This window comes from Buttiauxella cochleicola (assembly GCF_021282435.1).
Lineage (GTDB): Bacteria > Pseudomonadota > Gammaproteobacteria > Enterobacterales > Enterobacteriaceae > Buttiauxella > Buttiauxella massiliensis.
Map to the genome: position 1 here is coordinate 79,831 of NZ_JAJSOT010000010.1, position 15,002 is coordinate 94,832.

The 15,002-nt window shown below is 43.2% G+C and carries 13 protein-coding genes; 4 read left to right on the forward strand and 9 right to left on the reverse strand.

Annotation, left to right across the window (positions count from 1 at the left end; translation table 11 throughout):
- Nucleotides 1-111 precede the first annotated feature (111 nt).
- Nucleotides 112-1,266 (reverse strand): methyl-accepting chemotaxis protein, encoded by a 1,155-nt coding sequence (locus tag LVQ77_RS19625; RefSeq protein WP_232905295.1) that lies wholly within the window; start codon nucleotides 1,264-1,266, stop codon nucleotides 112-114.
- A gap of 341 nt (nucleotides 1,267-1,607) precedes the next feature.
- Between LVQ77_RS19625 and yecR the strand changes: the two genes are divergently transcribed.
- The 4 genes from yecR to galE all read left to right on the forward strand — a co-directional run bounded on the left by yecR (nucleotide 1,608) and on the right by galE (nucleotide 5,014).
- Complete coding sequence (yecR, locus tag LVQ77_RS19630; protein ID WP_232864770.1) at nucleotides 1,608-1,952, forward strand: YecR family lipoprotein; 345 nt, start codon at nucleotides 1,608-1,610, stop codon at nucleotides 1,950-1,952.
- A gap of 228 nt (nucleotides 1,953-2,180) precedes the next feature.
- On the forward strand, nucleotides 2,181-2,678 hold the full coding sequence (gene ftnA, locus LVQ77_RS19635) for a non-heme ferritin (RefSeq protein WP_232864769.1): 498 nt from the start codon (nucleotides 2,181-2,183) through the stop codon (nucleotides 2,676-2,678).
- A 291-nt stretch (nucleotides 2,679-2,969) separates the two neighbouring features.
- Entirely contained in the window at nucleotides 2,970-3,896 is a 927-nt protein-coding gene (locus LVQ77_RS19640; RefSeq protein ID WP_232905296.1) for a glucosamine inositolphosphorylceramide transferase family protein, read from the forward strand.
- 101 nt (nucleotides 3,897-3,997) lie between these two features.
- Nucleotides 3,998-5,014 (forward strand): UDP-glucose 4-epimerase GalE, encoded by a 1,017-nt coding sequence (galE, locus tag LVQ77_RS19645; RefSeq protein ID WP_232905297.1) that lies wholly within the window; start codon nucleotides 3,998-4,000, stop codon nucleotides 5,012-5,014.
- Nucleotides 5,015-5,117: 103 nt separating this feature from the next.
- On the opposite strand, the gene LVQ77_RS19650 is transcribed toward galE, so the two are convergent.
- The 8 genes from LVQ77_RS19650 to LVQ77_RS19685 are packed head-to-tail and all read right to left on the reverse strand — an operon-like array spanning nucleotide 5,118 to nucleotide 15,002.
- Nucleotides 5,118-6,512 (reverse strand): DUF4832 domain-containing protein, encoded by a 1,395-nt coding sequence (locus tag LVQ77_RS19650; protein WP_232905298.1) that lies wholly within the window; start codon nucleotides 6,510-6,512, stop codon nucleotides 5,118-5,120.
- Between the two features lie 37 nt (nucleotides 6,513-6,549).
- A complete protein-coding gene (locus LVQ77_RS19655) occupies nucleotides 6,550-6,957 on the reverse strand; it encodes a hypothetical protein (protein WP_232864765.1) in 408 nt (135 codons plus the stop codon).
- 2 nt (nucleotides 6,958-6,959) lie between these two features.
- Nucleotides 6,960-8,072 carry a glycosyltransferase family 4 protein gene (locus LVQ77_RS19660; protein WP_232864764.1) on the reverse strand — a complete coding sequence of 371 codons (1,113 nt, stop codon included), beginning with the start codon at nucleotides 8,070-8,072 and terminating at the stop codon, nucleotides 6,960-6,962.
- Nucleotide 8,073: 1 nt separating this feature from the next.
- Entirely contained in the window at nucleotides 8,074-9,285 is a 1,212-nt protein-coding gene (locus LVQ77_RS19665; RefSeq protein ID WP_232864966.1) for a glycosyltransferase family 4 protein, read from the reverse strand.
- 9 nt (nucleotides 9,286-9,294) lie between these two features.
- Nucleotides 9,295-10,284, reverse strand: coding sequence for a glycosyltransferase family 2 protein (locus tag LVQ77_RS19670; RefSeq protein ID WP_232905299.1), 990 nt, complete (start codon nucleotides 10,282-10,284; stop codon nucleotides 9,295-9,297).
- Nucleotide 10,285: 1 nt separating this feature from the next.
- Nucleotides 10,286-11,659 (reverse strand): capsular biosynthesis protein, encoded by a 1,374-nt coding sequence (locus LVQ77_RS19675; RefSeq protein ID WP_232905300.1) that lies wholly within the window; start codon nucleotides 11,657-11,659, stop codon nucleotides 10,286-10,288.
- A complete protein-coding gene (locus tag LVQ77_RS19680) occupies nucleotides 11,656-12,867 on the reverse strand; it encodes a lipopolysaccharide biosynthesis protein (RefSeq protein WP_232864761.1) in 1,212 nt (403 codons plus the stop codon). Before LVQ77_RS19680 ends, LVQ77_RS19675 begins: the two co-directional genes overlap by 4 nt.
- Entirely contained in the window at nucleotides 12,864-15,002 is a 2,139-nt protein-coding gene (locus LVQ77_RS19685; RefSeq protein WP_232905301.1) for a GumC family protein, read from the reverse strand. Before LVQ77_RS19685 ends, LVQ77_RS19680 begins: the two co-directional genes overlap by 4 nt.

Genomic DNA, 15,002 nt, shown 5'->3' on the forward strand with positions numbered 1-15,002 from the left:
TGCACTAACGATACTAGCTCACAAACACACTTTCAAATTTAATGAAATTTTGTTTTAAAAAATTAAGGTGCGCTCACACTTCTGCATTCGACTGAGAGTATTCCCACATTTTCAGGCGGGTTTAGTGATGCGGAACATCGCCACAATATCGTTAAGCTGGTGCGCTTGTTTTTCCAGCTCCACTGACGACAGTGCAGATTGATGAACCAGATTGACGTTTTGCTGAGTGACCGCATCCATCTGTCTTACCGCAACCCCCACCTGCCCAATACCCTGGCTTTGCTCACCCGAAGCATTGGCAATATCTCCCATAATATTGTTCACTTGAGTGACCGCATTGAGAATCTCCCCCATCGCTTCCCCCGCCTTCTTCACCTGTTCAGAACCAGTATGAATGTTATCTACGGACTCTTTGAGCAAGGTTTCTATCTCTTTCGCCGCCACTGCACTACGTTGCGCGAGATTACGCACTTCACTCGCTACAACGGCAAAACCTCGCCCTTGCTCACCGGCCCGTGCTGCTTCAACGGCCGCATTTAACGCCAGGATATTGGTCTGGAAGGAGATGCTGTTAATCACGGTCGTGATATCGACAATTTTGTGAGAGCTACTGGTTATCGTCTCCATCGTGGTCATCACTTTTTTCACCGACTCCCCGCCGTTCACTGCCGTCTTAGTCGCATTTTTTGCAAGTACGCTCGCATGGCTGGCATTTTCCGCATTCAGCGTAACCGTGCTGCTCAATTGCTCCATGCTGGCAGTCGTTTCTTCTAACGCTGCGGCGAGTTGCTCAGAACGAGAAGACAATTCGTTGTTCACCCCAGCCACTTCCGTGGCATTTCCGCGAATGGTGTGGGCACTGGAACGAATATTAGAAACGGCTTTTTCCCAATTCGACTGCATTTTTTGGATCGGTGAAACCATCAAACCAATGCAGTTACTGCCTAAATCAGGTAATTGAGTTTCGAGTTCACCACGCGCAAGAATATGCATATGTGCGCGAATATTCTCGACCGGTTTCACCAGGCAAAAATAAAGATAGCGTTCAGTTATCAACGTAATAGCAATGCTTGCTAACACCGAAGCTCCGAGCAAGAAACGAACGATACCAATCCACTTTTCTTGTTGCGCATTCAGTACCAGGTTTTGCTGCAAATCATGCAAAAACCACAGCGCTATCCCGGATACACCCAGCCACGCCACCGATGAGAAGATCAGTATCAGCACCACCATGACGCGGATTTTGATATTACGAATAAACTTCATGTGTTGTATTTTCCTGGTGAAATAATAAAAAGTATTTCCTGCACCAGCTGTAGTCACCTCAGCTCCGTTTATTCGGTTTTTGTATACCAATACTGAGAGTAGACCGTGCATTACCAGTATTGTCGGCACGATTCAGCCAAACTTGATGGCAGTTGTGATCAAAATTTAATCACCCTACAAATATTGGTGATGCCCATTTTAAATATTACAAAGCACTAAAATTTATGTTAGGAAAATCAATTTATATCGCCCTAATTGAAATTAAACAGCATTATGCTGTTGGTCATTTTTCATTTTTGTGCGTGCTAAAATCATTAAAAAGTCATTCGAGCATCAGCATAATGAAAACTGTTTATTTAATTTTAGCCACGGCGTTATTAGCTGGATGTACGGTGAATAAAACACCTGTGCCCGTAAAAAGTAGTGAAGTGGTGGGTGTGGTTCGTCTGGGATTTGACCTCGCGCCATTACAAACGGCAAAAGTGGATACTTATGTTGCGCAATCAGCAGCCAGCCACCAGTGCCAGCAGTGGGGTTACATCGCCGCATATCCTTACGGAGAGCCAATCAAAACCTGTAGCGTGACCAGTGGCGCTGTGTGCCTGAGCCAAAAAGTGACGCTTGAGTACCAGTGTCGCGGTGTGGGAATGGAGCGGTATCTGAAAGATGAGAGTGTTGTTCAATAATAGAACAATCACCTTAACGTCATTAAAATTAGGGTTGGCTAAGATTTATCTTCTGACCCATAAATAAACAGTAATAATTCTTATTTTCAGAACGAATTAATTATAAAAAAGAAATAATATTAACAACCATTCTCATTACAATAATATAATTAACAATTCCTTTGCATTATAGAAATAATAAAATTAAAGTAGCGACATTGTTAAATATACATTCTTGTGGAGCGCACCATGCTAAAAGCTGAAATGATCGAAAAACTTAACGAACAAATGAATCTTGAGCTTTATTCCTCCCTGCTTTATCAACAAATGAGTGCCTGGTGCAGCTACCATAGCTTTGAAGGGGCTGCCGCTTTCCTGCGTCGCCATGCTCAGGAAGAGATGGAGCATATGCAGCGTCTGTTTGCTTACCTGACTGACACTGGAAGCTTGCCACGCATTAATGCGGTCCCGGCACCAGACCATGATTACTCATCTTTAGATAACCTGTTTAACGCCACTTACGAACATGAGCAGTTAATTACGCGCAAGATTAATGAATTGGCTCATGCTGCGATGACATCTCAGGACTATCCAACTTTTAACTTCCTGCAATGGTATGTTTCTGAACAGCATGAAGAAGAGAAGCTGTTCAAGTCCGTACTGGATAAATTAAGTCTGGTTGGAAAAAGCGGAGAAGGTCTGTATTTCGTAGATAAAGAGCTTTCTACCCTCGATACTCAAGCTTAATAAAATATTTCCGGCAAGTATATTTTGCACTTGCCGGTTCTCCTTAACTAAAACTCTCCCTTTCCCTTCTGTAATCCCTGACAATCACTTTTCTGCTGAAAACCTTACACTGTGGCGGATATCAGTTAAGCGTCTATACTCCAAATCAGCACCTTCTTATGGCAGTTTTTCTATGGCTACTTGCTGGGTGCAATGAGCTGTTCCACACATAGATTGTTAAGCAATATTTATAATAATAAGCGTCATGTTTTTCCTGTTATTTGCAATAACTAATATGGACAATATGATAAAATGTTAAGCAAAAACAACAAATTAATTAGAAAGCTATTTTTCCATGAATCATGGGATATTATGATCATCAAAAATAACTCTCATTCTTTCCCTGAAAACACCCTGGATATTCTAAATAATTCACAAGCAAAATTACTTAAGAAAAAATATACCTTCCAGGCAGATCCTTTTATTATAGAAAAAGATAATAAACTCTACCTTTTCTATGAAGCACTTAGCTTTCTAAATTCTAAAGGCATTCTCAGATGTCGGGTTCTTGACGATAATCTTAATGAGATTCAGGATATCAAACTAGAAGGGTTTGATGAGTTAAAGTGCCATTTATCCTTCCCATATCTTTTTTATCTTAACGATAATCTGTTTATGATTCCTGAGTCTTCAGAGCAAAAAGAAGTGATACTCTTCCAATCCACTGAGTTTCCCACTCACTGGGAAAAGGTAAAGGTGCTAATTTCTGACGCTGAATTTACCGATAATATATTCTTCACTCTAGATAATACCTGTTACCTCATTTCTACTACGCTGAAAAATGAGATGGTTATTCATACAGCAGATCAAATCCTCGGTGAGTGGAAAAAAATAAACCCATCTTTAACACTGTGCAACCACCATCACCGTGGGGCCGGTGCTTCTTATTTTATCAATGATAAGAAATATATCCTCACTCAAGAATGTACGGCTGACTCTTACGGAAAATCCATTTTCATCAAAGAATTAACAAACCTCAACCCACTGATTTTTGAAGAAAAATTGGTGGCGCACGTTACACCTGAAATCAACCAAAGCGCAGGTATTCACACGTTAAACTTTTCGAATAACCATCTTGTTTATGACACCAAAAATTGGGTATTCAGCCTTTTATCTCCTTTAAAAAAGGTTCTATTTAAGGCTTGGGTTAAATACCGTAAAAATCGTTTGCCTGAATAAACATAAGAACAACCCGTCGACCGGTGCTACGCTTTCAATAGTTGACAGTAAATTAAGCACCTAATACCACACTAGTTTTGTAATATTTATCTGGAGATATTATGGCAATTCTTGTAACCGGTGGTGCTGGATATATAGGCTCACATACTGTATTGGCTTTACTTGAAAGGGGTGATGACGTCATCGTTATCGATAATCTCTCTAACTCATCTCAAGAATCTTTAGACCGGGTTGCAGAGTTAACAGGAAAAAAAACAACTCTCTATGTTGCTAATATTTTAGATAAGAATGTTTTGAGAGCTATTTTTTTAAAACATGCGATTACTGATGTGATTCATTTTGCTGGTTTAAAATCTGTTGGCGAGTCAATTAAAAAACCACTGGAATATTATGAGAATAATGTTTCTGGGACAATAGTGTTACTTAGTGAGATGCTAAATGCCGGTGTTAATAGCCTCATTTTCAGTTCATCTGCCACCGTCTATGGGAATCCCGAAAAAGTTCCTTTGAGTGAAGATTGCCGGACCGGTGGAACCACAAACCCTTACGGCACATCCAAACTGATGGTTGAGCAGATTCTGCGTGATTTCTCCCTCGCACAACCGGAGTTTCGCATTACCTGTTTGCGCTATTTCAATCCGGTTGGTGCTCATCAATCGGGGCGAATTGGCGAAGATCCTAACGGTATTCCAAATAATCTGGTTCCCTATATTTCGCAAGTGGCAATCGGCAAACTCGAATATCTGTCGGTATATGGCAATGATTACCCTACACCTGACGGCACAGGCGTTCGCGATTATATCCATGTGCTGGACTTAGCAAGTGGTCATCTGGCGGCATTGGATCATCAAAACAAGGATTCATCTTTTAAAGCGATTAATCTGGGTACTGGTGTGGGTTATTCCGTCATTGACCTTATTGAGGCATTTGAAAAAGCATCTCAGACAAAGATTAACTATAAGTTTGTGGAACGCAGGGCCGGTGATATTGCGGAATGCTGGTCAGATTCATCTTTAGCAAAACAATCATTGGGATGGCAGGCCACGCGAACGATTGATGAGATGATGCGTGACACCTGGAACTGGCAGAAAAATAATCCGAATGGTTACAGTTCTTAGTATGGCGGGACCCATGAATGGGCCAAGTATTACCAACGCATATGCAGCTCGAAGTATGACGGGTATTTACACTCTGAGTCTGTCTTTCCAGACTCAGAGCCAATTAATTACTGACATTTAACTTAGAAATCCGATACCAGCTATCACCTCGCTTCCCTTCGTTAGCCAGATTAATTCTCGATTTCCCCGTCCCATCCAGCATTGCCACTTCGATATAATACTGCCCGTTAGCCACCGTCGAAGGTATTGGCAGTTGATAAATGGTTGGTCGCTTTCCAGGTAACCAGGTGCGAATATCATCACTGGTTTTCCCCTGAGCAATGACTTTGTTCGACTCGTTGACCACACGCCATGTCACGTCATATTTCAAGTAAATGGGTGCGATCCCGTCATTAGTCCACTGGCTATTTAGCGTCAGGATACCGCCTTTTGCGACAGCAGAATTATGGCTCAATGATACTAAACGAAAGCGATAACCCAGTTTGGTCAGCGCCCGGTCGACAATGCTGCGATACTCTTTTGGCACCGCCCGTGACTTCAAATTAATCGTACTGGCGTGTTGTGCGATGGCCCAGTCAAATGTCCGTTGTACTTCGGCAAGAGTGTAATGTTGCTCGGTTTTCCATTCCGGCATGTACCCGCAGATTTCAAAACTCACAGGCGCTCGTTTCCAGGCATCATTAAAACCGGAATACGCAGCTTGAGCCGCCTCTAAGCGCTGCGGATAATCATCTTCCATCAGATTCCAGGTCGACGAAAAGTTACGCCAGTCGCCCAGACAGTCAGCCCGCCAGCCTGCGCCCTGCTTCACGGCGCTGACCAGATTGTCACCACCGGCAATCAACATAATTTTCGGTGTTTTTGGAAACGCGGCAAAATGCATTCTGACGTACTGTTCTAATTGCGCTGGTGTGTAGCGTTTATCGAGCGGTTTCAGTGAGGGGAAATTGCTGTTGTGCCACTCTCCCCACGACCCCACCATGCCAATATCAAGGTATGCCAGGTTTTCATTTCCGTCGTAGCGCTTGCCGAAAGCATTGAGCAAACGCTGGCTATATTGGAGAAATACGGGGTCATCCAGATTGGGAGCGAAGGTTTTTCCGTCTGAAGTCCAGACGCCCTTAACTTTTTTAATTAACCAGTCAGGGATTTTTGAATCGCTTTCCGGGCCATCGAGCGCCATAAAGCGCAGCCCAACGTTCATCGCAGGCGTGTGCATCGCCGCGAATTTAAAAGCGTCGTCAACCAGCGCGTAGTTAAATTGCCCTTCAACCGGTTCAAGCTCGCTCCAGTAGAAGCGCTCGTATTCAATGCCAGGATTCGGGTAGTCTGCCTCAGTGTGCTGCTCTCCATAACCCTGGTGAAAACTGGCAATGCCCATGCCGGGGTTGGTGAGCGGGCCTGATAGCACCTTCGGTGTAACGACTGTCATCGACTCAGCCAGTACGGCTCCCGGAACGACCATGCACATCAACGCTATAAAAGTTTTAATATTCATGAGACTCCTTATCCGTAGTGGGTTAATGACCCAAAAGCTACTTGTTCCTCAGACTGAGCCACCAGTCCCAAATCCCAACATGGAAATCATGAATGAGATCAATGCCTACTGCAGACTTAATCATATATAGCGTGAGTAACACGCAGAGCGTTGCGAACAGCAAACCAGAAAGGATCAGAATCGTCACGACGATGCGCACCAGTGTCGATTCTTTACGTAGTCGCTTGCGGAAATCTCGCCCTAGCAAAAAGACCAGATAATAGCGCGTGCCAAAAAATGGGAAGCTCTTGCGGATATCGATGCGGTGACGTGACGACAACGTGACTGAAACTATCGCATCTTCTATGTCCTGCTTTTGTTCAGCAGTCAGTTGTGCCTGGGTTTGCTCATCAAGCACTTCATAAAAATGATCAAGTATGAGTGGGCGTCTGGTTGAATTGCTCAATTTTAACCTATTGATTTGTTTATTGAGTGGTACACATTGACTGTTTTTCTGGCAATTTCAAGCCAGTTATAATTTCGCAGGAAGTCACTGTAATCGGTACTGTTGAGTACAACTCTTGTCTTAATTTTTTCGGCTAACTCAGCTACATTGCCAACTTTAAAATAGGCTTCAGCTGGCAACCCTACTTCCAAATTCGCCGGAATATCACTGACCACAGCAGGCAGTGAATACGACATTGCTTCAAGCAAAGCTATCGGCAATCCTTCGTGATACGAAGGCATTATAAACAGCTTAGCCTGGGAAAATACCGCCTTCAGTGCATCACCTTTTAAGAAACCGGTCAAAATAACATTCGGTGTTTTTATCGCTAATTGCTTCAGCTGCATACTGTAGTCAGAAGGATGGTCCGCATCACCAACCAATACTAATGTCTCTGAGACACCAGATTTTTGGTAGGCAACAATTAAATCATGTAACCCTTTTTCTTCCACAAAACGCCCTACCGCTACAAGATAGTTCTTAGGTTTTAATGCGTAGCGATCCAGTGTTTTACTGATGGTTTCTACTGCCAGCGGTTCCGGAATATTAACGCCGTTGTAGATTAAATGTGCATCCATACGCCTGTGTTTTTTTTGGATCAGCTGATTAATAACCTCGGAAATAACAATGACTTCATTGGCATAATTAACGGCAAGCTTTTCGCCAATCAGTAAAGTCTGTTTTGCAATGTATCCCCACTTCTGGCGCTCATAATCAGGGCCATGATGAGTAAATACCACTTTCTTGCCCAGCAAACGCAGTAACGGCACGACAAGCCCTGGGCCAATGGCATGAACATGAACAATTGATGATTTATCAAACACGGTGCTAAATGCTGCTAAAACTGAATGGGCAATGGCTTCTAAAGAGCGTTTTTTCGGTGCCCAGAGTGCGCGAGTTTCGATATTTTTGTACCGAGAATGACGGTAATCGACATAAGGAGCACGAGCAATAACACAGATATCGACATCAAATTGTTGTTTGATCGCGGGATAGAGATTTTGGCAATGCGTCTCTACCCCACCTAGTACATCAGGAATTCCACGAGTGCCCAGAACCGTAATTTTCCTGGTCATGTTATGGCTTACTTAACAGTTCTTGATACAGATTTAGTAATGCCTGAATATGATCGCGCATTGCATATTTACCGCAAAGGCGATCATGGGCATTTAGCCCCATGCGTTGGGCTTTTTCTGGATTAATGGCCAAGTCATCAAGTATATCGGCAAGCTGTTGCGAATTTCCTGGTTCGAATAAGGCCCCATCAACACCATCCCGGATTTGTTCAGGTATTCCGCCAATGCGTGACCCAACAATTGGCCGCGCAAAAGACATGGCTTCAAGTACTGACATTGAGCAATTTTCATTACATTCCGAAGGCACAATAATCGCACGCGCGTGCTTTATCAGATTATCTAATTCTTCACCCTGGTGTACAAAACCAAGAAACTCAGCATCGGGATACTTCTCAATCAATTCATTGTAGATAGGACCATGGCCGACAATTTTTAGTGGTATTTTATTACGCATCATCTGATGCGCTTGCGCTAAGGTTTCAATCCCTTTTTCAGGGCTGATACGACCAACAAAAAGCAAATAGCCTCTATCTTCGATATTATCAAATGGTTGGCTGTCATCAATGCCATTAACAATAACGTCAATGCGCGAATTGGGTAATGTGTGCTTTATCACCCCCCGCAAAAACTCACTAGGGGAGATAATAACGTCAATGGCCTGATAGTTTTTTGCAATATATTGCCAGGTTGCTTCTAAAGAAAGTAATAAACTCTTAAATGCCGAGCCTTCATAGCAACGATATTTGAAAGCGTTATACACGGCACCGTTGATACAAGCATCACACACTTTGCCATCGCGCAACATCGCATATGAAGGACAAGCAATTTTGTAGTCGTGAGCAGTTAACACCGTTTTACAACCAAAATCACGGGCAACTTTTATAATTGCAGGTGTTAGCTGATGATAGATATTATGAAAATGAACAATATCCGGGCGCTCTTTCTCCAGTAACGCTTTCATTTTCTTGCATGCTTCAGCGTTATGAATAAAATTTACAGCTGTTTTAACCCCGCCCAACAAGTTACCGCTTTTATGATAGTCAACATTACTGACAAAATATTCTGCATAATCTGACGGGAAGTTTTTCTCATGGTGCATTGAAAAATCAATAACTTCGATACCGGCCCGCTTCAGCATATCGCGCTCTTGAAAATAAACTGTTTCCGCGCCGCCTTTGATGTAGAAAAATTTATTTACCAGTAATATTTTCATCATGGCCGCCTATTCATGAATAACTTTGCTGTCGGGTGGAACCATAGGATCTCGTACTGGGTGAGTCAGCCCTTTGACTAACCCAGCAGAGAGTACGGCTAAATTTATTACACTATACAACCCGTTAGTTAATGAGCGATTTTTGATCGCTTTCAGGATAATAAATGCAACTAATGGCAGTAGCGCTACACCTATAATTTCAACATTGAATGTCAATATCGAAACCAACAGCAAAAACATATAAATGGAAAAAATAATCTCGTTTTTGACAATTCTGAGAACATGACTCAGATAGGGTCTTCCCCATGCACTGCGTAATAACTCACCTGTTGCCTGGTTATAGCCACTGCGCCAACGGTACATTAATAATTTAAATGTCGACATGTTATGAGAGGTGTGGCTGAAATAAGGAACATTAAGGCGATGTAGTTTATAATCGGCATGTAATAAACGCATCCCGAGCTCTGCCTCTTCAAAGGCATGCAGATTACGGTTGGTAAGATAACCAATTTTTTCAATTGCCACGCGACGATATAATCCTCCGCCCCCTAAATGATCGCAATCACCTATCGGATATATTTCATGTAGTCGTTGCTTGCGTGACTTAAACTCATAATTTGCCGCATCATCCATTTCAACGGTACCCGCAACGCCCGCATAATCTGGATGTGCCTCAAGAAATGTAACTGCACTATCAATAAACCCTTTTTCCAGTTCCATATCGCCATCCATTAACAGCAGATATTCACCCTCGCTATACAGATAACCTAGTTGATGCCCAACCCCACAGCAACGATCCGCAGGCTGCGTTAAAGACACCACGGTCACACCTTTAGCGCTTGCTAATTGTTGAGTGTTATCGGTCGATAAGCTATCAGCTACGATGATTTTATGCGGATATTCAGCAATCTGCTGTTGGATACTATCGATGGTTTTCTCGATGCATTCAGCTTCGTTAAAGGTTTTAATACTCACTGTAATAAACGGTTTATTAGCCATACTATTGCTCCGCATAGCGATAAACGGATCGACGAATTACCAGACTCGAACCCAGCGATAAATAAAAAACAAATTGCAGCATTGGGGTGATTGTGAGTATTTGGCTATAGGGTAGGCTCAATAAACAGCTAATCACAAAAACACTAAAAGCAGGTGAAAAACTCAGTAACTGGAGGTCTTGCTGGTCTAAATTCTCGCGTTCCAATAAGGGCTTAGGCTGCACGATTTTTAGCGTATAAATAATTAGGCCAATAAAAAGCATTGTTCCTACTGCACCCACTTCCCAAAGCAACATGCTCAAAGAAGTCGAATCCAGAATCAAATTATAGGTAAGATTTAAAAATCCCTGCGAGACTATACTGCCGCTGTTTGTCGCATTCAGACCATAGCCAAATAACGTGCCAGAAAGCCCCCAAAGATCGTTATTTTTAAGCCAGAAAGTCAGTGTGGTAAAGCGACCAACCTCCCCTGATGGCAGAATATAATTGGGATCAAAAATGTAGTCTAACGAAGACAGGAAGACACTTAATGAACTCTCGGTTGGGTCACTACCAAATGCAGATGAATAACCAGAAGCCAGGATAATTATCGCAAATACAATCAATAGAGCCATGCCTGCAAAAATAAGCAGCAATGCTTTAAGATTTACTTTACTCATCCCTTTAACGTAGCTTGGCATTAGCCAAACCCAGCACATGAGTATTGGCGATAACAAGATAACAAACTTTACCTCGCCAACAATACATAAGCCAAAACCCAATATGATATGCAGTGCCATTGATTTAAATGTCGTTAGCCCATGCTTAAATTCAGAGATTTTCAACAGCATAATCAGCAGGCAAAACAGCCCCATTGCCGCAGTATTACCGCCGCCCATCGGGTCACCGCCGAAGGTTCCAACCACTGAATCCCATTTATCTTCCTCACCATACGCGGCCACACGCTGGGGAACCACAAACAACAATTGGTAAAGGACCAACGGGAATTGTGCGTAAAATACCCAGTATAAAGTTTTGGTTACACGGTAGACCTGCGATTCACGGCAGAATCCCAGTAACAGACAGAGCATAATTAGAGATAGTGCAATTTCATTTTTAAATCCGACAATCGCATCCGTTATCCCTTCCTGTAAAATTGTTGAGACGCCCGCCATGACCAGGAAGATGAGATAAAGCGTGAGCACGATTATTTCTTGCTTATCCAGCAGTAGTGCTTCGTAGCGAGTTTGCATGACCAATAGGCTAAACATCAGCAATGTCAGAAAAAAGGGGATCCACAGCACCGATAATACGCCGGTGAAATATTGAACCACCCCACAAAACACCAGGGTAATTAAAGAGTAGGTCTGTAAATAGTGCCCTGTATTAATATTCATAATACAACCGGTCTATCTTTTAAAAGGTTGGCGCGTTTATTGACCTTCAGATAAATAAACGCATAGCGGATGAATGTTAGTACTGAGAACAGAATGATTGATGTGGCATAGTCATTATAAAAATAGGGTACAACAACAAACGAAATCAACACGATAGCCAATTGTTCAAACTGAATGCGCAAAAAGTAACGGTGAGAGCCAAAAATAAGCTCAATCACTGTCAGTGGGCAGACAGCCAAAGCCGGGAACAAATAAGGCAACATATATCGCGAGGTCGGAATTGAGTTAATCCAATCTTCACTAAAACCAAGGTGCATAACTATTGGATAGAAGATAAATACACCCAAGGTACAAATCACCCCCAGTACCAGCAACAGCAAGCGTACTTTTTTGTACTCGTCATAATTGAAGGTGTTATGTCTAAAATCGATAGACCATTTTGAAAAAATAGCGTTGCGAACGGCATTTCCAACGATCACCACCGGAGCAAGACAGAAGCGGCTGACAATAGAAAAATAGCCTGCAGTCAGTGCTGAGAACCAAAAGTTAATTAGCATAATAGGTAAGTTGCCGTTTGCCATTGCCAGTACTTCAGCACTACCTACTTTAGTAATGTGATGAACGTGTTTATTAAAGAACGCCAGATTATTTCTCGGACTTAAATGCTGCAATGTCACCGAGCGCATATCAAACGCGCAAAGAATGCAGCCAATCGTCAGCAGCATCATCAAACCTGCCCATGCCCAATAGAACGCCTGGACATGTGTGGTGAGCATGACAGAAAGCACCACCACTACGGAAACAGATATCCTCTGAAAGACTAAAAAGCCAAAATTAGCCGTACGTAACGATAAGTTCTCCGATATCAACACCCACGTATTAGAAAGCGTGAGCAGATAAAGGAAGAAGATATTCTGGTCAAATAACCACGCAGTTAGCAAAGCATACGGCAGAGCAGTAATCAGACTTTGCAGTAAACAAAATACGACGTTTTGGGCCAGTTCATCATCATGTTGCTTCGGAATCAAAAGTTGCGAAGCAAATGTGCATACCTGGGCACCAATTAGCGCAATACTGTAATTAAGCGCGTAAAGCCCTACCTCTGCCAGATCATATTTGTGAGAAATCAACCAAATAGAGAGCGCACCAATCAATTGCGAAATGACTGATGAACCAGCAATCGTAGACGCGCTCTTCAGTAAACTCATACCCGGCCTGTGCCATTCATCAGTTCGTTAGTTTGCAGGTTGAGTGAACGTAATCCCTCTTTGGTTTCCAGATTTTTATCAAAAACTTGATTGATGACTACGCCGATAACAACAGACTGATTGGTCTCGAGTTTATCCAGGGCCTGGATAATGTGCTCGGCCGGGGCCGAACCTGCTTTTAGTACGAATATCAGCCCATCTGTAACCCGACTAATTAACTGGCTATCCTGGCTCTGATTCACCGCCGAGGCATCGATAATAATGCGCTGATATTTGCTGCGGAGCTCACGCATTAAGTGCTCAAGATTTTCTGATGACAGCATTAGCAATGATGAAACCGTCGCATTACCACGCGCCAGGAAATCAAGATTTTCATTCACTTTAACAATCAGATTTTCGGAGGTAACTTCACCACGAAGCAACTCGGCAACACCTTGCGCGGAAGGCTTAGCAAACTCGCTCGACAAACCCTCTTTATTGTAAAAATCCAGGTCGATAAGCAGAGTTTTTTGATCGAAGCTAAATGAGTTAGCCAACAGATTTGCCAGCAGTGTACGCCCATCACCATGGTCCGCGGATGTCACAGCAATCGTCTGAAGCTGACGATTATCCAACATAATATGGGTGCGGATGCTGTGAATGATGTCGGCGTTGAGCGGGTTATTGGAGATAATATCGCGGATTTGCGCACGACTCCCGAGCCCCTTATAGCGGCGAATCTCACCGAGTGGTTCGAGGTTCAAACGCTTCTTCACCTGGCTCAAGTTGTTAATCGTGCTGTCCATGGCGGCTTTCACAATGAAGTACATGATGCAAAATGCCAGCGCTAACAAGACCACCATAATAAACAGCAGCGATTTATTAGGCTTCGATGGGCGTTCAGCCGGTACTGCCGGGTCATACAATACAGCGTCCGCCTCAGTATAATTACTCGAAAGTGACTGCTCTTGAGTGCGTTGGTACAGCGTTTTATATGACTCTTCTGTTTTATCCAGCGCCAGTTTCAAACTGTTATAACCATCGCGCTTGGTGGCCAGTTTCTGGAATATCTCTTTTTGCTGATCTAACTGTTTCTGGTAGCTATTTTCATCTGCCAGCGCTGCTTGATATTGCTGACGCAATCCCGTTTCAAGCTCACCCAGCACACTATAGGTTTGATCCTGGATCGCCTGAACCTGAGCCTGAGCTTCCTGGATTTTGGCATGCTTAGGCCCATAGGACTTACGTAATTCATAAAGCGAACGTTTCGCCTGGATCAAGGCAATACGTAAGTCCTGAATTTGTGCGTGATCCGAAATTACCGGAAGAGAAATGACATCTTCGAGGGATTTTCCAGCCCCCCTCCGAACTTCGTTATACAGCGATTCTGCGGCCACGCGGCGCTGGGTCGCATCAGCCAAACGGTTAGTCACAATACCTAACTGCTCTGTTTCAAAACCATCTACACCACGGAAGGTCAACAGCCCTTCTTTATTAAGGTACTCATCAATTGCCTGCTTTTGTTCGGCAATTTGTTTCTGCAACTCGTCCATTTTCTGCAGATTGCTTTCTCGAGCTTTCTGCGTATTGATACGTTTTTGCTCAGCCGTGTAGTTAATAAACGCCTGCGCAACACCGTTAGCCACCTCTGCTGCCATTTCTGGGGAAGGTGACTCATAGGAAATAGATGCCAGATGCGTCGTGCGAATACTGGTAATAGAAAGATTCTTCAGCATGGTTTTAAGAGCATTATCAATACGTTGCTGCTGATTTTCCGGGGTGTTAGCATCTTTGCTGTCTGATTTAACACCATTGAAATCTGGATTTTCATCCAGTTTCAGATTTCGAACGGCCTGTGTAAGCACAATACGTGACTGCATCAACGCGTACTGTGTTTCGTAGTAGCCGTTACGTGTCGAGTCATAGCCATCGACTTGCGGGAACGGTGAGACATTATCAGGCTGTGCCTTAACCAGCACTGTTGCCGTTGAGACATATTTCGATGTCATCATGTTGATAAGTGGCCAGGCAATCGCCCCTGCAATCACACCGCCGAGAAGGATTTTCCAACTGTTTCTTTTAATTTCCTTAGCAAACCGGGAGAAATCGATAGAGCTTTCTCGTTTCTTGCCATTTTCAACTATTGATAGTTTCAT